The sequence below is a fragment of the Kitasatospora dryopteridis genome (assembly GCF_050749075.1).
In the GTDB taxonomy this organism is placed as follows: Bacteria; Actinomycetota; Actinomycetes; order Streptomycetales; family Streptomycetaceae; genus Kitasatospora.
Window position 1 is genome coordinate 5,106,876 of the sequence record NZ_CP192749.1, and the last position, 17,943, is coordinate 5,124,818.

Sequence of the window (17,943 nt, forward strand, 5' to 3'; positions counted from 1 at the left end):
CGCGGTCGGAGTCCGCCGGGCCGGTGGTGCGCGGCCGTGCCGCGTTCCCCCGTCCGAGTGGACTCCTGGGCGAACTCTTGCCTAGTGGAGAATGGTGACAGATCCGACCTGCGACTGTTCAGCCGTGCCCGCTCAATGGACTCCCCTGCGGTGGGAGCAGTCGGGTCGCCCCGTCCGTTCCCGCCTTCGGCCGTGCCCCTCGGACCGGTCCTTCCCGGAGCTCCGGCGCACTTGGGCATTGTAGTGTGCCCGGCTTGCAGCGGAATGGCCGAGTGGAGGTTTTCCGAGGTTACCGGCGGGTCGGGAAGGGGGCCGTTGCGGTACGACCCCCTCCGCTTCCGTCCGGGCTCAGTGCTCCGAGCCGGCCGAGGTCACCAGCTCGGTCAGCACACCGCCGCAGTCCTTGGGGTGCAGGAAGGTGATCCGCGAGCCCATCGAGCCGATCCGCGGCTCGTCGTACAGCACCCGGACGCCCTTGGCGCGGATGTCCGCGGCGTCGCCGTCCACGTCCGCGGTGCCGAACGCGATGTGGTGCACGCCCTCGCCGTTCTTGGCGAGCCACTTGGCGACCGTCGAGTCCTCGCGGGTCGGCTCCAGCAGCTGCAGGTAGGACGCACCGCCGTCACCGGTGTCGTTGATCTTCAGCATGGCCTCGCGGACGCCCTGCTCCTCGTTGACCTCGCTGTGGAAGACCTCGAAGCCGTACGTCGCGCGGTAGAACTCGACGGTCTTGTCGAGGTCGAAGCAGGCGATGCCGATGTGGTCGATACGGGTCAGCACGGCGGTGGCCTCCAAGGTGGGAGTCGACGAGGGTGGCACCAGTGCAGCGCATCGGGCCGAGCCTTGGCCACCACCGAGGGTGCGAGCCTGCTCACACGCCCCCGGGACGGCCGTACTTCGGCCGGAATCCGACGCCTCCCCGATGGCACGGTGTTCACTGGGGGGTGACAGTGCCGCTGATCACACCCTTGCGCCGGTGACGCACGGGTTACGTGTCAGTACATTGAGCCGCATCCCCCCACCCTCATGCCTGACGCGCGAAGGGGCTCGTCTCATGACTACTTCTGTGATCGTCGCGGGTGCACGCACCCCGATGGGCCGCCTGCTCGGCTCGCTCAAGGGCTTCTCCGGTGCAGACCTCGGCGGTATCGCCATCAAGGCCGCCGTGGAGCGCGCGGGCATCACCGGCGACCAGGTCCAGTACGTGATCATGGGCCAGGTGCTGCAGGCCGGCGCAGGCCAGATCCCGGCCCGCCAGGCCGCCGTCAAGGCCGGCATCCCGATGAGCGTCCCGGCGCTGACCATCAACAAGGTCTGCCTCTCCGGCCTGGACGCCATCGCCCTCGCCGACCAGCTGATCCGCGCCGGCGAGTTCGACGTCGTCGTCGCCGGCGGCCAGGAGTCCATGACCAACGCCCCGCACCTGCTGCCGAAGTCCCGCGAGGGCTTCAAGTACGGCGCGATCGAGATGCTCGACGCCATGGCGTACGACGGCCTCACCGACGCGTACGAGAACATCCCGATGGGCGAGTCCACCGAGAACCACAACACCCGCCTCGGCATCGCCCGCGACGTGCAGGACGCGATCGCCGCCGCCTCGCACCAGCGCGCCGCCGCCGCCCAGAAGAACGGCATCTTCGACGCCGAGATCGTCCCGGTCGAGATCCCGCAGCGCCGCGGCGAGCCCGTCCTCTTCAGCCAGGACGAGGGCATCCGCGGCGAGACCACCGTCGAGACCCTCGGCAAGCTGCGCCCGGCCTTCACCAAGGACGGCACCATCACCGCCGGCTCCGCCTCGCAGATCTCCGACGGCGCCGCCGCCGTCGTCGTGATGAGCAAGGCCAAGGCCGAGGAGCTGGGCCTCGCCTGGATCGCCGAGATCGGCGCCCACGGCAACGTGGCCGGCCCGGACAACTCGCTGCAGTCGCAGCCGTCCAACGCGATCGCCCACGCCCTCGCCAAGGACGGCCTGACCGTCGCCGACCTCGACCTGATCGAGATCAACGAGGCCTTCGCCGCCGTCGCCCACCAGTCCATGAAGGACCTCGGCGTCACCGACGAGAAGGTCAACGTCAACGGCGGCGCCATCGCCCTCGGCCACCCGATCGGCATGTCCGGCGCCCGCCTCGTCCTCCACCTGGCCCTCGAGCTCCAGCGCCGCGGCGGCGGCACCGGCGCGGCCGCGCTCTGCGGCGGCGGCGGCCAGGGCGACGCCCTGATCATCAAGGTCCCCGCCCAGGGCTGACCTTTCGGCGTGACCGTCGGGGGCGCACGGCGTGGAGAACCCACGCGGTGCGCCCCCGCTTCGGATCGAGGAGAAGAACCTTCATGGTCGATGTGGCGACGCTGGTCGAGCAGGCCCGTGCGGGACGCCCGCGGGCCGTGGCCCGGCTGATCTCGCTGGTGGAGAACGCCGCCCCCCAGCTCCGTGAGGCCATGGCGGCCCTCGCCCCCCACACCGGCAACGCGTACACCGTCGGCCTCACCGGCTCGCCCGGCGTCGGCAAGTCCACCTCGACCTCCGCGCTGGTCTCCGCGTACCGCCGGCTCGGCAAGCGCGTCGGCGTGCTCGCGGTCGACCCGTCCTCGCCGTTCTCCGGCGGCGCCCTGCTCGGCGACCGCGTCCGGATGCAGGACCACGCCACCGACCCCGAGGTGTTCATCCGCTCCATGGCCACCCGGGGCCACCTCGGCGGGCTCTCCTGGACCGCACCGCAGGCCCTGCGGGTGCTGGACGGCGCCGGCTGCGACGTGATCTTCGTGGAGACCGTCGGCGTCGGCCAGTCCGAGGTCGAGGTCGCCGCCCAGGCCGACACCACCGTCGTCCTGCTCGCCCCCGGCATGGGCGACGGCATCCAGGCCGCCAAGGCCGGCATCCTCGAGATCGGCGACGTCTTCGTCGTCAACAAGGCCGACCGGGACGGCGCCGACGCCACCGCCCGCGAGCTCAACCACATGCTCGGCCTCGGCGAGGCCCGCGAGCCTGGGGACTGGCGGCCGCCCATCGTCAAGACCGTCGCCGCCCGCGGCGAGGGCGTGGACGAGGTCGTCGAGGCCCTGGAGAAGCACCGCACCTGGCTGGCCGAGACGGGGGAGCTGCAGGCCCGGCGGACCCGGCGCGCCGCGGAGGAGATCGAGGCGATCGCACTCGCCGCCCTCCGCGCCCGGATCGGCGACCTCCGCGGCGACCGCCACCTCGCCGGCCTCGCCGCCCGGGTCGCCGCCGGCGAACTCGACCCCTACGGCGCCGCCGACCGCCTCGTCGCCGGCCTCACCGAGAGCAGCGAGTAGCGGGCAAGTCGCCCTGTCCGTTCCGCCCCGGAGGGGCTGGTTCAGGCGCGCCCGCGGAGGGCTCTCAGGTGGTCGGCGACCGGGGCGAGGGCCTCGTAGAGGGCGTCGATCTGCTCGGGGGTGAAGCGGTCGACGAAGTGGGAGCGGACACTGCGGACGTGGTCCGGCGCGACCTTCTGGAGCGTCTCCCAGCCCTGGTCGGTGAGGTGGGCGAAGAGGCCGCGGCGGTCACCGGGGCACTCCTGCCGCAGCACCAGCCCGGCGCCCTCCATGCGGGTGATCTGGTGCGAGAGCCGGCTCTTCGACTGCAGGGTGGCGGTCGCGAGGTCGGTCATCCGCATCCGGCGCTCGGGCGCCTCGGAGAGGACCACGAGGATCTCGTAGTCGTTGATGGCGAGGTTGTGCGGCTGGAGTTCGCGGCTGAGCTGGTACTCGAGCAGCTTGCTCACCTCCAGGTGGGCTCGCCAGAACTGCTGCTCGCGGGTGCTCAGCCACGGCGTCTCCTCCGCGGTGGCCGAGGAGGAGACGGCGGGGGCGTCGGTGACGTGCGTGTCCATGCCCCAAGCATAGCCGTGCTTGTTAAATGTTGTACAAGTTTACGAATCCAGCCGCACGGCGCTCACCGGTTCAGAGGCCGAACCTCCGGCCGAGGTCGCCGAGGTTGCCCAGGCCCGGGATGTTGACGTTGGGCAGCTGCTGCCCGCCGCCGTGCACGCCCGGCTGGTGCGGCACCCCGCTGCCGGGGACGCCGGCCTCGGCGTGCACCACGCCGACCGAGCGCTCGGCCATCAGGGTCTCGGTCGACTGCAGCAGGACCTGGCCGGCCCCGATGAACTCGAACTGGTGCTCCTCGCCGGAGGCGCCGCCGAGCCCGGTCAGGTGCCGCAGGCCGCCGATCAGGCCGTGCATGTAGCCGTGATCGTAGTGGTGGCAGGGCGCAGGGCAGTCGGCCCAGCCGACGAGGGCCTGCGGGTCCACCCGGATGGGCGGCTCGACGAAGTGGACGGGGCCGTTGGAGGCGGCCACGAACTTGCCGGTGCCGATCAGGGTCAGGAAGCCCGGGATGATCGACTGCTTGAGCTTCAGGGTGGGCTCGAAGGCCAGCAGGTTGCCGGAGCGGACGGTGAGGTTGCCCTCCTCCAGGTCGTACGAGTTGAGGTCGAAGGCCCGGTCGGCGAGCAGCAGCTTGCCGCGGCCCTCGGCGACGACCCAGTCGGACGCGTGCAGCGGGGAGTTGAAGTTCCGCTCCAGCATCTGGTCGATGACGCCGCGTCCGATGCCCGAGAAGCGCATGTCGCCGTAGTAGGCGATCATCTTGCCCTTCTGCAGGTAGTAGGCGCCGTTGAGGTCGACCGAGAAGGCGTAGGGGTTGACGTTGTCGTTGGCCGGCAGGCTCATGGCGTCGTGCACGACCGGGCCCTCGCCGCCGTTCTGCGGCAGCGGTGCGCCGAAGTTGCCCTGCGGCGGGGCCGGGTAGGGCTGGCCCTGCGGCGGGTACGGCTGGCCGGCCTGGGTCGGCTGGTAGGCCTGCTGGTAGCCGGGCTGCGGCTGCCCCTGCGGCGGGTACGGCTGTCCCTGCGGCGGGTAGGGCTGGCCGGGCGGCGGGTAGCCAGGCTGCTGGTAGGGCTGGCCGGGCTGGGGCTGGCCGTACGGCTGCCCGTAGGGCTGCTGAGGCGGGTAGGACATCAGAGCTTCTCCTCGCTCGCCTGCACGTAGACCACACCGTGCCCGGACAGCTCCAGCTGGAAGGCCTCGCCGGAGCCGCGGCCGATCATGTCGCGCCAGCCCAGGGCGGTGGACAGCTTGTTGGTCACCTGGCCGCGGTGGGCCACGTACGCCTGCGGGTCGACGTGCACCGGCTGGCCGGGGCCGATCGGCAGCTCGATGACGCCGCCGTGGGCCATCACCGCGACCGAGCCCTGCCCGGTCAGCTGGGTGGTGAACAGGCCCTGGCCGGTCACCTGACCGCGGACCATGCCCATCACGCCGCCCTGCTGGCCCATGAACATGGTGGACTGCTGCAGGGTGCCGTCGAAGGCGAGCAGCCGGTCCGCCTCGACGAACAGCGCGTCGCCGGTGAGCTCGATGACGTGGATGTTGTGGCCGCCGTGGCCGAACATCACGCTGCCCTGGCCCTCGACGGTCATCAGCGGGGTGTCCTCGTTGGCCACCCGGCGTCCGATCATCGACATGACGCCGCCCTGGCCGCCCATCACGTTGGGCGTGAAGCTGACCTCGCCGGTGTAGGCGAGCATCGAGCCGCGCTGGCTGAAGACCCGCTGGCCGGGCATGATCTTCGCCTCGACCATCTTGTTGTTGATCTTGGTGAACGGCATCAGACGTCGCCCCCGAAGGTCATCTTCTCGGACGGCTGCACGTAGACCAGGCCCTCGCCGGAGAACTCGACCTGCATGGCCTCGCCGCCGCCCTCGCCGATGATCGTCGTCCAGCCGGCGCCCGACTTGAGGTTGCGGCTGAGGTTCCCGGTGTGCGCCACGTACGCGCCAGGGTCGACCCGCAGCGGCATGCCCTGGGAGACCCGCAGGATGATCGCCGGACCCTTGGAGGTGAGCGCGGCCCAGCCGTGGCCCTCGACCTTGGTGGTGAACAGGCCGTTGCCGGACGCCATGCCGTTGAGGCCGGTGAAGCTGGTGCCGGTGTGCAGGGTCGCCTCGGTGCAGAGCAGGTTTTCCGACTCGACGTAGAGCGTCTCGCCGTTCAGCCGCACCAGGTTGACCTCGGTGGCCCGGTCGGCGAAGTAGCAGGTGCCCTGCCCCTTCACCTCCATGACCTCCATCTGCTCACCCGTCAGCCGACGCGTGACCATGCCCCGCAGGCCGTCACCGCCGCCGGACATCTTCTTGAAGTTCATCTGGCCCGTGTAGGCCACCATGGTGCCGTTACGGGCCTTCACCGAATCGCCCGCCATGTCTACGGCGAGCACCTTGGAGCCCTGGAGTCGAAACTGTGCCACCGGGCGAATGTAGCGGCAGAGGCCCGCACCCGGGAGAGGGCGCGGGCCTCTGGTACCGACCTGCGACAAATCACACCGGGTCAGACGGCCGGGTCAGAGGGCCGGGGCCGGGTGCTGCCCGGGCGCGGTGCCCGCGGCGAGCTCCACCTCCAGCAGCGAGGCCGAGTGCTTCTCCGCCTCGAAGGCGGCCACGCCCCCGCGCAGGCCGAACAGCCGCTTGGACAGCATGATCCACAGCACCGCGAGGACGTTCAGCACCAGCGTGCCGATCTTCAGGGCGCTGACGTGCTCGGTGAGCTCGTACACCTCCAGCGGCAGGAAGGCCGCCGTCGCCACCACCGTCAGGTACTCGGCCCAGCGGGCGCCCACCCACAGGCCGGCCGCCTCGACGATCTCGACCAGCGCGTACAGCACCAGCGCGCCGGCCACGATCAGCAGCGTGCTGTGCTTGTACTCGAAGGTCCTGCGGATGGTGTCGACGATCGGCGAGTGCTCCAGGTCCCAGTGGAAGTGCTCGGTGACCGGGCGGAAGACGGAGAGGTTCTCGTCGAAGATCCGGCGCACCGCGTCCTGGCTGTTCGAGAACTTCCACACGCCCCAGGCGACCACCAGGATCAGCAGGCCGCGCAGCGCCCGCTCGACGGCGAGGAAGCGCAGGATGAAGAGGTCCCTCAGGGCCTTGCCGCGGGGCACCAGCGGAGCCTCGTCGGCCGGGCCGGAGCCGTGCGGCGTGCCGAGCGCGAAGTCCCCGCAGCGCAGGCAGCGCCAGGCGTCGCCGAGCGCGGTGTGCGCGTGCAGGCGGTCGCGCAGGTCGGTCTCGTCGGGCGCGTAGGTGATGTGCCCGCGCCGCGAGCAGGTCCGGCGGTTCCAGTCGATGCGGAACATGTCCACCCCCGTGGTCGGTCGGCCCGGACGCCGGGCCGTGCCGCAGCAGGATAGGGCCGCCCGCCGTGGCACCGGCCACCCCGGCCACGGCGCGGGTGTTCGGTCGGTGATAATGAACGAGGCTTGTGATCGCGTTCACGAGCTCACTCGCCGATTCCCCCCGAGGTGACCCGTGAAGACCAGCCCTGCCGTCCACCGCCTGCGACTCGTGTCCGGCCCGGAGGGCCTGTCCTTCCTGCTGCTGCTCGTCTGCTCGGTGCTCAAGCGGACCACCGAGTTCAACGCGGTGCCGGTGATGGGCGCGATCCACGGCGGCCTGTTCGTGCTGTACGTGGTCTTCCTCGCCCTGGCCTGGCAGCAGCAGCGCTGGGACGCCAAGCGCGGCATCGTGCTGTTCGTCCTCTCGGTGCTGCCGACCGGCGGCTTCTTCGCCGAGCGGATGCTCGCCAAGGAGGAGCGCGGCGAGGTGCCGGCGGCCGCCGCCGCGGCCTGACCTCCCCGGAACACGGCCGGAAACCCGACGGCCGGGCCCCCCGCGAGGGGAGCCCGGCCGTCGCGCGTGCGGGGCGGGTCAGTTGACGTTGACCGCGCTCCACGCCGCCGCCACCCGGCTGTACTCGGTGGAGGTGCTGCCGTAGAGGTCCTTGGCCGCGTTGAGCGTCGCGGTGCGGGCGCCCTTGTAGTTGGTGGTCGAGGTCATGTAGACGGTCAGCGCCCGGTACCAGATCTGCGCCGCCTTGGCCCGGCCGATGCCGGTGACCGTCGAGCCGTTGGAGGTCGGCGAGTTGTAGCTGACGCCGTTGATGGTCTTCGCGCCGCTGCCCTCGGCCAGCAGGTAGAAGAAGTGGTTGGCGACGCCGGACGAGTAGTGGACGTCCTTGTTGCCGACCGTGGAGGACCAGTAGTCCGCCGAGGCGCCGTCCTTGGAGGGCTTGTCCATGTAGCGCAGCGGGGTGCCGTTGCCGTTCAGGTTCAGCCGCTCGCCGATCAGGTAGTCCGGGGTGTCCACCGACAGGTTGGCGTAGAACTCGACCATGGTGCCGAAGATGTCGCTGGTGGCCTCGTTGAGGCCGCCGGACTCGCCCGAGTAGTTGAGCCGCGCGGTGTTGGAGGTGACGCCGTGGGTCATCTCGTGGCCGGCCACGTCGATCGCGGTCAGCGGGTGGGTGTTGCCGGAGCCGTCGCCGTACGTCATGCAGAAGCAGCTGTCGCTCCAGAACGCGTTGACGTAGTTGTTGCCGTAGTGGACCTTGCTGTAGGCGCCGACGCCGTTGTTCTTGATGCCGTTGCGGCCGAAGGTGTTCTTGTAGAAGTCCCAGGTGGCCGCCGCGCCGTACTGGGCGTCCACCGCCGCGGACTGCCCGTTGGAGGCGCTGCCGTTGCCCCACACGTTGTCGGCGTCCGTGTAGAGCGTCCCGTTCTTGTCGACGGTGTACTGCCCGCCGCGCGTGTTGTCCTTCAACTGGTACGTGGAACCGGTGTAGTTGGTGGTCAGCGTGACCGAGCCGACGTAGACGCCCTTGCCGCTGCCGGTCGCGTTGGAGGTGCGGATCTGCTCCTCCGAGGAGAGCACCGCACCGGTCGCGGCGTCGGTGACGACCAGTCGGCTGCTCGGGGTGCCGTCCGCGCGCATGCCCTCGACGGTCGTCCGGTGGGCCAGGCGGGGCGCGCCCGAGGCGGCCCACACCACCAGCTCGGCGCCGGAGGCCGCGCCGACCGAGGTCAGCGCCGGCTCGTCGGCGTCCGGGGCGGTGCCGACGGTGGCCGCGACGGCGTCGTGCGCCTTGGCGGCGGCCTGGCCGGCGGAGAGCTTCGGGGCGAGCGAGGCGGGTGCGACCGAGCCCTGCACCGCGCGGTCCACGGACTTCACGGCACCCTTGGCGTCCCGGTGGACGACGACGTCGCCGCCGATCACCGGCAGCCCGGCGAAGGTGCGGTCGAAGCGCAGGTGGCGGGTGCCGTCCGCGTCCACGATCGCGTCCGTGGCGACCAGCTGCTCCTGGCCGGCGAGGCCGAGGGCGCGGGCGGTGGCGGGGGCCTCGGCGCCGGCCTGGGCGATCAGGGCGGCCCGCTGCTGCGCGGCGACGGGGGCGGGCGAGGCCTGGGCGGTGCCGGCGGCGACCTGGATCGCGCCGGCCAGCAGGGCAGAGCTGGAGAGGACGGCGCCGATGGCAAGCTTTCGCTTCACGTACGGGTTCCTTCCGGATCAACCGCGTGTGCGCGGTCGCGCCTCGCTCCGGGGCACCGGGTCCGGCGCCGACTGGGGCGGAACGAGCGCTGACGTGCTGCTCCGTGCGGTCATGCGGCACCGGACCGGTTGGGGTGGCCGGCCGGGCCGTACGAAGCTGGAAGGAAGCATGACAAGATCGGTCGTCAAATGACAGGTCTGCGACAAGAGTTGGCGTATTTCTGCCGCCTTCCGTGCACCTGCCCCCCGTGCGCCGCCCGGCACCGGGCGGCGCACGGCCGGAACGGACAGCAGCCGGGCCTCCCCTCCGGAGGGCCCGGCTGCTGCGTTCATCGCCCGCGGTGCGTCAGCTGACGTTCACCGCGGCCCAGGCAGCGGCAACCTGGGCGTACTCGGGGGAGGCGCTGCCGTAGAGGTCCGCGGCCGCGTTCAGGGTCGCGGTGCGCGCGCCCTTGTAGTTGGTGGTCGAGGTCATGTAGACGCTCAGCGCCCGGTACCAGACCTGCAGGGCCTTGTCGCGGCCGATGCCGGTGACGGTGGAGCCGTTGTAGGTCGGCGAGTTGTAGCTGACGCCGTTGATGGTCTTCGCGCCGCTGCCCTCGGCCAGCAGGTAGAAGAAGTGGTTGCCGACGCCGGACGAGTAGTGCACGTCCAGGGAGCCGACCGAGGAGGACCAGTAGTCGGCCGAGCCGCCGTCCTTGGAGGGCTTGTCCATGTAGCGCAGCGGGGTGCCGTCGCCGTTGATGTTGATGAGCTCGCCGATGAGGTAGTCCGGCTTGTCGGAGGCGAGGTTGGCGTAGAACTCCACGCCGGTGCCGAAGATGTCGCTGGTGGCCTCGTTGAGGCCGCCGGACTCGCCCGAGTAGTTCAGGCCGGCGGTGTTGGCGGTGACGCCGTGGCTCATCTCGTGGCCGGCCACGTCCAGCTCGGTCAGCGGGTGGGTGTTGCTCGCACCGTCGCCGTACGTCATGCAGAAGCAGGAGTCGTCCCAGAACGCGTTGACGTAGTTCCGGCCGTAGTGGACGCGGCTGTAGGCGCCGACACCGTTGTTCTTGATGCCGAGGCGGTTGAAGGTGTTCTTGTAGAAGTCCCAGGTGGCGGCGGCGCCGTACTGGGCGTCCACGGCGGCGGACTGGCTGCTGGAGACCAGGCCGGTGCCCCAGGCGTTGTCCGCGTCGGTCAGCAGGGTGCCGGCGCCGTTGGTCTTGTTGTTCAGCGTGGTCGTGTACTGGCCGCCGCGGGTGGCGTCCTTCAGCTGGTACGTCGAGCCCGTGTAGTTGGTGGTCAGCGCCACGGAGCCGACGAACACGCCCTTGCCGGTGCCGGCCGCGTTGGCGGTCTGCACCTGCTCGTGGGTGGAGAGCACCGCACCGGTGGAGGCGTCGGTGACCAGCAGCTGGCGGGACGGGGTGCCGTCCGCGCGCATGCCCTCGACGGTGGTCTGGTAGGCGAGGCGGGGGGTGCCCGAGGCGGCCCAGACGACCAGCCGGCCGTTGGCCGGGGCGGCGACCGAGGCGAGCGCCGGCTCGTCGGCGTCCTTGGCGACGCCGACGGTGGCCGCGACGGCGCCGTGCGCCTTGGCGGCGGCCTGGCCGGCGGAGAGCTTCGGGGTGAGCGAGGCGGGGGCGATCGAGCCCTTCACGGCCCGGTCGACGGACTTGACCGAGCCCTTGGCGTCCTGGTGGACGACCAGGTCGCCGCCGAGCACCGGCAGGCCGGCGAAGGTGCGCTCGTAGCGCACGTGGCGGGTGCCGTCGGCGTCGACCACGGCGTCCTTGACGACCAGGGACTCCTGGCCGCCGAGGCCGAGGGTGCGGGCCGCGGACGGAGCCTCGGTGCCGGCCTGTGCGATGAGGGCGGCGCGCTGCTCGCCGGGCGCGGCCTGGGCGGCCGGGGCCGGGGCGGCCTGGGCGCTGACCTGGATGGCGCCGGCGAGGACCGCCGACGCAGAGAGGGCGGCTCCGAGTGCCAGCTTTCGCTTCACGTACGGGTTCCTTCCGATCAACCGCGTGTGCGCGGTGGCGCCGCGTCCCGGGGCACCGGGGTTAGTGCCTGCTGGGGCGGAACGGGCGCGGACGTGCTGCTTCGTGCGGTCTGTGACATCCGCCGGAGGGGTGGGGGCTCGGCGGGTCGAACGAAGCTGGCCAGAAGCATGACAATGGAGATCGTGAAATGACAGGTCTGTGCCGGGAGTTGGCCACCACTCGCCATCCGGACTCCGCACCTCAAAGCTCGCTATTGGTGTAAATCGCCCGTCCGATCGGTCGTTTTCGCACGCACGAAGCCGAAATGACGGCCTTTCAGCGTCAACTACGGCCGTCAGCTTGATTGTTGCGGCGACATTTCGGGCCGCGAAAGCCCTGGTACGGACCAGAAAACGCTTGGCGTGATCCCGCCAGAAGGTGCCCTTGTCCACCATCGTGGACACCTGCTACCCCGTTCCCGGCGCGCCGGTACGGTGGGGGTGTGCCCAAGCCCCTCGCCCTCGACTTCGACCCGATCGCCCGTGCGGACGAGCTCTGGACCCGCCGCTGGGGCGGCGTCCCGTCCATGGCGGCGATCACCTCGGTGATGCGCGCCCACCAGATCCTGCTGTCCCGGGTGGACGCCGTGGTGAAGCCGTACGGCCTCACCTTCGCCCGCTACGAGGCCCTGGTGCTGCTCACCTTCAGCCGGACCGGCCAACTGCCGCTCTCCAAGATCGGCGAGCGGCTCATGGTGCACCCGACGAGCGTCACCAACACCGTCGACCGCCTGGAGCGGGACGGGCTGGTCGCCCGCCGCCCCAACCCCGCCGACGGCCGCGGCGTCCTCGCCGCGATCACCGACCGCGGCCGCGACGTGGTCGAGCAGGCCACCCGCGAACTGATGGCCGTCGACTTCGGCCTGGAGGGCTACGACGCCGACCAGTGCCACCAGGTCTTCGAGCTGCTCCGCCCGCTCCGGGTGGCGGCCGGCGACTTCTCCCCGCCCGCGGAGGGCGGCGGCGCCTGACCCGGCCGGTGCGTCCGGCGGGGGTGCGGCCGGAGCCGCCGTTGCCTGCGGTTACCCTCGTCGGTATGAAGCAGAGCGTGCTGACCCGATACCGGGCGCTGGCCTACATCACCGGCGTCCTGCTGATCCTGCTGACCGTGGGCGTGATCGCCAAGTACGTGCTGGACATCTCGGGGGCGAGCGGCTTCACCAGCGCCGTCGGCATCGCGCACGGCTGGCTCTACGTGGTCTACCTGGTGCTCGCCTTCGACCTGGGCACCAAGGCGAAGTGGCCGATGGGCAAGCTGGCCTGGGTGCTGCTGGCCGGCACGATCCCGACCGCCGTGTTCTTCGTGGAGCGCCGCGTCTCCCGCGACGTCGCCCCGCTGATCGAGACCCCGGAGCCGGTCTCCGCCTGATTCCTCCGTCCGCCTCTGCGACGAGCCCCTCCCCGCCCGGGGAGGGGCTTTCTGCGTTCCCGGGGCCGAACCGGGAGGGTCCGGCGGCGCGCCGTCGACGGATAGTAGGACGTCCGAGTAAATTGGTGGGCACCCTGGCAGAGCCGCCGGCCCGACCGCGGCGGCCGCACGGAGTGGAGCCCGCAGCCGATGGACGCCGAGGAGATCGAGGCCGGCCGCCTGCGCTGGCAGCAGCGGTACGACAGGGCCCGCAAACGCGACGCCGACTTCACCACCCTGTCCGGCGACGGGGTGGAGCCGGTCTACGGCCCGCCCGCCGGACAGCCCTACGAGGGCTTCGAACGCATCGGGTGGCCCGGCGAGTACCCCTACACCCGCGGCCTGCACCCCACCGGCTACCGGGGCCGCACCTGGACCGTCCGGCAGTTCGCCGGCTTCGGCAACGCCCGGCAGACCAACGAGCGCTACCGGATGATCCTGGGGGTCGGCGGCGGCGGCCTCTCGGTGGCCTTCGACATGCCCACCCTCATGGGCTACGACTCCGACGACGCCAAGTCGCTCGGCGAGGTCGGCCACTGCGGCGTCGCCGTCGACTCCGCCGCGGACATGGACGTCCTCTTCGACGGCATCCCGCTCGGCGGCGTCACCACCTCCATGACGATCAGCGGCCCGGCCGTCCCGATCTTCTGCATGTACCTCGTCGCCGCCGAGCGCCAGGGCGTCGACCCGGCCGTCCTCAACGGCACCCTGCAGACCGACATCTTCAAGGAGTACATCGCGCAGAAGGAGTGGCTCTTCGCCCCCGAGCCGCACCTGCGCCTGATCGGCGACCTCATGGAGTACTGCGCGCAGGGCGTCCCCGCCTACAAGCCGCTCTCCGTCTCCGGCTACCACATCCGCGAGGCCGGGGCCACGGCCGCCCAGGAGCTCGCCTACACCCTCGCCGACGGCTTCGCCTACGTCGAACTCGGCCTCTCCCGCGGCCTCGACGTCGACGCCTTCGCGCCCGGCCTCTCCTTCTTCTTCGACGCCCACCTCGACTTCTTCGAGGAGATCGCCAAGTTCCGCGCCGCCCGCCGGATCTGGGCCCGCTGGATGCGCGAGCGGTACGGCGCCCGGACCGACCGGGCCCAGTGGCTGCGCTTCCACACCCAGACCGCCGGCGTCTCGCTCACCGCGCAGCAGCCGTACAACAACGTGGTGCGCACCGCCGTCGAGGCGCTGTCCGCCGTCCTCGGCGGCACCAACTCGCTGCACACCAACGCCCTGGACGAGACCCTGGCGCTGCCCTCGGAGCAGGCCGCCGAGATCGCCCTGCGGACCCAGCAGGTCCTGATGGAGGAGACCGGCGTCGCGAACGTCGCCGACCCGCTCGGCGGCTCCTGGTACGTGGAGGCGCTCACCGACCGGATCGAGGCGCAGGCCGAGGAGATCTTCCGGCACATCCTGGACAGGGGCTCGGCCGACCACACGATCGGCCCGATGACCTCCGGCATCCTGCGGGGCATCGAGGAGGGCTTCTTCACCGGCGAGATCGCCGAGGCCGCCTTCCGGTACCAGCAGTCCCTGGAGGAGGGCGACAAGCGGGTCGTCGGCGTCAACTGCCACCCGAAGTCCGTGACCCCGGAGCTGGAGATCCTCCGGGTCGGCCACGAGGTCGAGCGGGAGCAGGTGCGCGTGCTCCGCGCCCGCAGGGCGGCCCGGGACGACGCCGCGGTCGGGGCCGGCCTGGCCGCCGTGCTGGCCGCCGCGCGGTCCGGCGCGAACATGATTCCGCCGATGCTGCGGGCCGTCCGTGCCGAAGCCACCCTGGGCGAGATCTGCAACACCCTCCGCACCGAGTGGGGCGTCTACCGCGAACCTGCGGCTTTCTAGCCGAAGAAGCCCCCGCGCCCCCTGTGGTCGGCCGTGGGGGGCGGGTTCAGGTGTCGAGGCCGACGAGGGCGCTGAGCATGAGGGTGGTGAAGCGGTCGAGCCAGCGCGGGGTGATGGGTTCGCCGGCGACGAGGAGGCGGTGCTCGACGGCGCCCGCGATCATGTCGAAGACGAGGTCGATCTCCTCGCAGGCGGCCGCCTCGTCCTGGTCCGAGCGGAGCTCCCCGCGGGCCTGGGCGTTGGCCCGCCCGGTCCGTACGAGGTGCTTCTGCGGGTCGACGATCCGTTCGCGGATGCGCCGCCGCAGCAGCGGGTCCCGGCTGCCCTCGGCGAACAGCGCCATCAGGGCGGCCTGCGACTCGGGCCGGGCGAGCAGGTCGGCGAACTGGGCGACGGTGGCGGCGATGTCGGCCCGCAGGCTGCCGAGGTCGGCCATCTCCAGTTCGTCGAAGAGGCTGGCGACGGCGTCGACCACGAGTTCGTTCTTGGACGGCCAGCGCCGGTAGAGGGTGGTCTTGGCGACTCCGGCGCGGGTGGCGACGTCGCCCATGGTGAGGCCGCCCCAGCCGAGTTCGGCGAGGGCTTCACGGGTCGCGTCGAGGATCGCCCGGTCGGCGGCAGCGCTGCGGGGACGGCCCTTGCCGCGCGGGAGGGCGGTGCCGTCCGGGGCAGCAGGCTGCTGGGTGGTGGGGGCCACCGAGCCTCCTAGCTGGTTTACCGGTGGGTAACTTGGTTGGACCGGGTAACGGTAGCGAGCGAAGGCCGTGGTCACCAGCTACCGCCCCCCGGAAAGTGGGGCAGCTCACGTCCCGGAGTGCGGAGGGGGTCTTGCGGGACCGGCCCGGGAAGCAGATACGCTACGACTCGTAGCGAAAGAGCGGCAACCACGCGCCGGGCCCATGGGATCGGGCCGGTGCGGGGCGCGAATGGGGATTCGCGCCGGCAGCGGCTACACCGGGAGGCAGCCCCCGTCGCACGGGCGGGTGGCGTCGGCGCGACGGCTCGGCGAGGTTTCCGGCCGGTTGGCGCCCGTCACCCGCGCGGACGGGGGAGGATGGTGCCATGCAGTCACGGAATTCGCGTCTCAACAGCGCCGCCCTGCGTGGAGCGGTCGACCTCGCCGCGGTCAAGGCGGCCGGCGAGGCCGCCCAGAAGGCCGAGCAGGCCAGGGCCGAAAGGGCCCGCCAGGCAGCGGCCGGCGGCGACCCCGCACCCGCGCCGTCCCAGCTCGTCCTCGACGTCACCGAGGACACCTTCGAGGCCGAGGTCGTCCAGCGCTCGGCCGAGGTGCCGGTGGTGGTCGACTTCTGGGCCGAGTGGTGCGGCCCGTGCAAGCAGCTCAGTCCGATCCTGGAGCGCCTCGCCGAGGAGTACGCCGGCCGGATCGTGCTCGCCAAGATCGATGTCGACGCCAACCAGCTGATCGCCCAGCAGTTCGGCATCCAGGGCATCCCCGCGGTGATGGCGGTGGTGGCGGGCCAGCTCGTCCCGCTGTTCCAGGGCGCCGAGAACGAGGCCAACGTCCGCAAGATCCTGGACCAGCTGATCGCCGTCGCCGAGCAGCGCTTCGGCATCACCGGCCTGGCGGCCGGTGCGGGCGGCGAGGCCCCGGCAGCACCGCGGGTGCCGTCCGACCCGGCGCTGGAGGCCGCGCACGACGCGCTCGACCGCGGTGACCTGGGCGGTGCCGTCCGGGCGTACCAGAACGTGCTGGTCGACCAGCCCGGCAACACCGAGGCCAAGCTGGGCCTGGCCCAGGCGCAGCTGCTGCAGCGGGTCGAGGGCATCGACCCGCAGCAGGTGCGGTCGGCGGCGGCCGCCGATCCGAAGGACGTCGAGGCGCAGCTGCGCGCGGCCGACCTGGATCTCGTCGGCGGCCACGTCGAGGACGCCTTCGGGCGCCTGGTCGACACCGTCGGGCGGACGGCCGGCGAGGACCGGGACACCGCCCGGCTGCGGCTGCTGGAGCTCTTCGAGGTGATCGGCCCGGACGATCCGCGGGTGATGGCGGCGCGCAGTGCGCTGGCCCGGGTGCTGTTCTGACGCGTCGTCGGTGGCACGCTGTGTGACCTGCGGTGTCGCTGGGGATTTGGCGACATTCCGGGAGATTTCGTAGAGCTTAATCAAATCTTGACAACGCCTCGCGGCCGGTCACGCCATGTGACCGGCCGCGGTGTTTCAGCGGTGTTTCCTGCGGGTTGCGTCGGCACTGTCCCCAGCTGATGTCACGCAGGGTAGTCAAACCTTCGATTCCATGATCAATGGCATCTGTTGTTGGATTACCCGTCAGTAATCGACCCCTTGTGCTTCGCCCGGGATTCCAGCACGATCGGCCACGCCCGGTCCCTTCGAGGGAATCCCCATCGGGTAACCGCCGGCCCCGGTCGGCGGTTGAGGGCAGGGGGGTAGCCGCAGATCCCACACGCGGTTCCTGTCCTTTCTGCGACCGCGCAGCCGCGTGGTCGCCGGTTGTCGCTCGGGGGTGATCGCCATGTCCGTCGGCCCACGACGCCCTGGCGCTCTCCGCTACCGAGGACGTAGCTCTCTCCCATCCCAGGCGCGGCCCGGTGCTCGACACGCGGGACGCGGCCGGAGATGTACGTCCTAGAAGGAGGACACGCATGTCCCAGACTTTCGGCAAGACCAGCTGGAAGCGCTTCGGCGTCGCCATGGTGCCGGGCATCGCCGCGACCGCTGCGATCGGCGTCGCTCTTGCCAACAACGCCCTCGCCGCCTCGTTCAACGTGTCCGGCCAGCGCTTCAAGGTCACCGCCGAGGACCTCCAGGGCGAGAACTTCGCCCAGTTCGGCTCCTTCGACGTCGAGACCAACGGCACCCCGCACGCGGTCGCCATCTCGGCCTTCGACTCGGCCACCATCAAGGGCATGTGCCAGTCCGTGGTCAGCGAGCCCTCGCTGCTCGGCCTGAAGCTGCCGAAGGTGACGCTGCGCCTGGAGGCCGGCAAGAGCGACGACGTCAACAAGCAGGTCTCCGCGAAGAACCTGCTGATCGACCTCGACCAGCTGTCTGCCGACGCCGAGTTCACCGACATCAACATCGGCCAGGACGCCTCCACCCTGAAGGGCGAGGCGACCGCCAACTGGAAGAGCGCGCTGGGCACCGGCAAGCCGTCCGGCCCGCTGGGCTTCGCGCAGGCCGCCCCCAAGGCGCACCTGACCAACGTGAAGCAGACCGCCTGGGCCACCTCGGCGGGCACCTTCAAGCTGAACGGCCTGGACCTGAAGCTGTACGTCGGCAACGACGGCAACGGCAAGGAGTGCTACTGATCCTCGTCTGACGGCGCACCGCACGGTGCGCCGTGACGACGGATCTCCCGC

At 71.2% G+C, this 17,943-nt stretch carries 17 protein-coding genes; 8 read left to right on the forward strand and 9 right to left on the reverse strand.

The window, feature by feature from the left end; all coding sequences use genetic code 11:
- Positions 1 to 348 precede the first annotated feature (348 nt).
- Positions 349 to 780 (reverse strand): methylmalonyl-CoA epimerase, encoded by a 432-nt coding sequence (gene mce / locus ACQ614_RS23245; protein ID WP_363495235.1) that lies wholly within the window; start codon positions 778 to 780, stop codon positions 349 to 351.
- A 286-nt stretch (positions 781 to 1,066) separates the two neighbouring features.
- Between mce and ACQ614_RS23250 the strand changes: the two genes are divergently transcribed.
- Positions 1,067 to 2,245 (forward strand): acetyl-CoA C-acetyltransferase, encoded by a 1,179-nt coding sequence (locus ACQ614_RS23250; protein ID WP_431684000.1) that lies wholly within the window; start codon positions 1,067 to 1,069, stop codon positions 2,243 to 2,245.
- An 83-nt stretch (positions 2,246 to 2,328) separates the two neighbouring features.
- On the forward strand, positions 2,329 to 3,291 hold the full coding sequence (meaB, locus tag ACQ614_RS23255; RefSeq protein WP_431680575.1) for a methylmalonyl Co-A mutase-associated GTPase MeaB: 963 nt from the start codon (positions 2,329 to 2,331) through the stop codon (positions 3,289 to 3,291).
- 41 nt (positions 3,292 to 3,332) lie between these two features.
- On the opposite strand, the gene ACQ614_RS23260 is transcribed toward meaB, so the two are convergent.
- The 5 genes from ACQ614_RS23260 to ACQ614_RS23280 form a co-directional block, all read right to left on the reverse strand.
- Positions 3,333 to 3,848, reverse strand: coding sequence for a MarR family winged helix-turn-helix transcriptional regulator (locus ACQ614_RS23260; protein ID WP_431680576.1), 516 nt, complete (start codon positions 3,846 to 3,848; stop codon positions 3,333 to 3,335).
- Between the two features lie 70 nt (positions 3,849 to 3,918).
- A complete protein-coding gene (locus ACQ614_RS23265) occupies positions 3,919 to 4,689 on the reverse strand; it encodes an AIM24 family protein (protein ID WP_431684001.1) in 771 nt (256 codons plus the stop codon).
- Positions 4,690 to 4,976: 287 nt separating this feature from the next.
- On the reverse strand, positions 4,977 to 5,627 hold the full coding sequence (locus ACQ614_RS23270; RefSeq protein ID WP_363495188.1) for an AIM24 family protein: 651 nt from the start codon (positions 5,625 to 5,627) through the stop codon (positions 4,977 to 4,979).
- Positions 5,627 to 6,265, reverse strand: a complete 639-nt coding sequence (locus tag ACQ614_RS23275) for an AIM24 family protein (RefSeq protein ID WP_431680577.1) — start codon at positions 6,263 to 6,265, stop codon at positions 5,627 to 5,629. Before ACQ614_RS23275 ends, ACQ614_RS23270 begins: the two co-directional genes overlap by 1 nt.
- 93 nt (positions 6,266 to 6,358) lie before the next feature.
- The gene (locus tag ACQ614_RS23280) at positions 6,359 to 7,150 is read right to left on the reverse strand and encodes a DUF2127 domain-containing protein (RefSeq protein WP_431680578.1); all 792 of its coding nucleotides are present in this window, start codon (positions 7,148 to 7,150) and stop codon (positions 6,359 to 6,361) included.
- Positions 7,151 to 7,322: 172 nt separating this feature from the next.
- Here ACQ614_RS23280 and ACQ614_RS23285 point away from each other — a divergent pair, with 172 nt between their 5' ends.
- A complete protein-coding gene (locus ACQ614_RS23285; protein ID WP_363495197.1) occupies positions 7,323 to 7,643 on the forward strand; it encodes a DUF3817 domain-containing protein in 321 nt (106 codons plus the stop codon).
- A 78-nt stretch (positions 7,644 to 7,721) separates the two neighbouring features.
- On the opposite strand, the gene ACQ614_RS23290 is transcribed toward ACQ614_RS23285, so the two are convergent.
- Entirely contained in the window at positions 7,722 to 9,338 is a 1,617-nt protein-coding gene (locus ACQ614_RS23290; protein WP_431680580.1) for a M4 family metallopeptidase, read from the reverse strand.
- A 346-nt stretch (positions 9,339 to 9,684) separates the two neighbouring features.
- Positions 9,685 to 11,322 carry a M4 family metallopeptidase gene (locus tag ACQ614_RS23295; protein WP_431680581.1) on the reverse strand — a complete coding sequence of 546 codons (1,638 nt, stop codon included), beginning with the start codon at positions 11,320 to 11,322 and terminating at the stop codon, positions 9,685 to 9,687.
- Positions 11,323 to 11,804: 482 nt separating this feature from the next.
- On the opposite strand from ACQ614_RS23295, the gene ACQ614_RS23300 reads away from it, so the two are divergent.
- The 3 genes from ACQ614_RS23300 (at position 11,805) to ACQ614_RS23310 (ending at position 14,605) form a co-directional block, all read left to right on the forward strand.
- On the forward strand, positions 11,805 to 12,332 hold the full coding sequence (locus ACQ614_RS23300; RefSeq protein ID WP_431680583.1) for a MarR family winged helix-turn-helix transcriptional regulator: 528 nt from the start codon (positions 11,805 to 11,807) through the stop codon (positions 12,330 to 12,332).
- 65 nt (positions 12,333 to 12,397) lie between these two features.
- Positions 12,398 to 12,730, forward strand: a complete 333-nt coding sequence (locus ACQ614_RS23305; RefSeq protein WP_363495209.1) for a DUF3817 domain-containing protein — start codon at positions 12,398 to 12,400, stop codon at positions 12,728 to 12,730.
- A gap of 189 nt (positions 12,731 to 12,919) precedes the next feature.
- Positions 12,920 to 14,605: an acyl-CoA mutase large subunit family protein gene (locus ACQ614_RS23310; RefSeq protein WP_431680584.1), complete on the forward strand. Its 1,686-nt coding sequence runs from the start codon at positions 12,920 to 12,922 to the stop codon at positions 14,603 to 14,605.
- Between the two features lie 46 nt (positions 14,606 to 14,651).
- Here the strand turns inward: ACQ614_RS23310 and ACQ614_RS23315 are convergent, their stop codons facing one another.
- Positions 14,652 to 15,302: a TetR/AcrR family transcriptional regulator gene (locus tag ACQ614_RS23315; protein ID WP_431680586.1), complete on the reverse strand. Its 651-nt coding sequence runs from the start codon at positions 15,300 to 15,302 to the stop codon at positions 14,652 to 14,654.
- 365 nt (positions 15,303 to 15,667) lie between these two features.
- Here ACQ614_RS23315 and trxA point away from each other — a divergent pair, with 365 nt between their 5' ends.
- Together trxA and ACQ614_RS23325 are read left to right on the forward strand one after the other, a co-directional pair.
- Complete coding sequence (gene trxA, locus ACQ614_RS23320) at positions 15,668 to 16,648, forward strand: thioredoxin (protein ID WP_431680587.1); 981 nt, start codon at positions 15,668 to 15,670, stop codon at positions 16,646 to 16,648.
- A 578-nt stretch (positions 16,649 to 17,226) separates the two neighbouring features.
- On the forward strand, positions 17,227 to 17,892 hold the full coding sequence (locus ACQ614_RS23325; RefSeq protein ID WP_431680588.1) for a DUF6230 family protein: 666 nt from the start codon (positions 17,227 to 17,229) through the stop codon (positions 17,890 to 17,892).
- Positions 17,893 to 17,943: the final 51 nt, after the last annotated feature.

Coding starts and splice junctions, on each gene's coding strand:
- meaB (WP_431680575.1), top strand. CDS start 2,329: ATGGTCGATGTGGCGACGCTGGTCGAGCAGGCCCGTGCGGGACGCCCG.
- ACQ614_RS23260 (WP_431680576.1), bottom strand. CDS start 3,848: ATGGACACGCACGTCACCGACGCCCCCGCCGTCTCCTCCTCGGCCACC.
- ACQ614_RS23265 (WP_431684001.1), bottom strand. CDS start 4,689: ATGAGCCTGCCGGCCAACGACAACGTCAACCCCTACGCCTTCTCGGTC.
- ACQ614_RS23270 (WP_363495188.1), bottom strand. CDS start 5,627: ATGCCGTTCACCAAGATCAACAACAAGATGGTCGAGGCGAAGATCATG.
- ACQ614_RS23280 (WP_431680578.1), bottom strand. CDS start 7,150: ATGTTCCGCATCGACTGGAACCGCCGGACCTGCTCGCGGCGCGGGCAC.
- ACQ614_RS23305 (WP_363495209.1), top strand. CDS start 12,398: ATGAAGCAGAGCGTGCTGACCCGATACCGGGCGCTGGCCTACATCACC.
- ACQ614_RS23310 (WP_431680584.1), top strand. CDS start 12,920: ATGGACGCCGAGGAGATCGAGGCCGGCCGCCTGCGCTGGCAGCAGCGG.
- trxA (WP_431680587.1), top strand. CDS start 15,668: ATGCAGTCACGGAATTCGCGTCTCAACAGCGCCGCCCTGCGTGGAGCG.
- ACQ614_RS23325 (WP_431680588.1), top strand. CDS start 17,227: ATGTCCCAGACTTTCGGCAAGACCAGCTGGAAGCGCTTCGGCGTCGCC.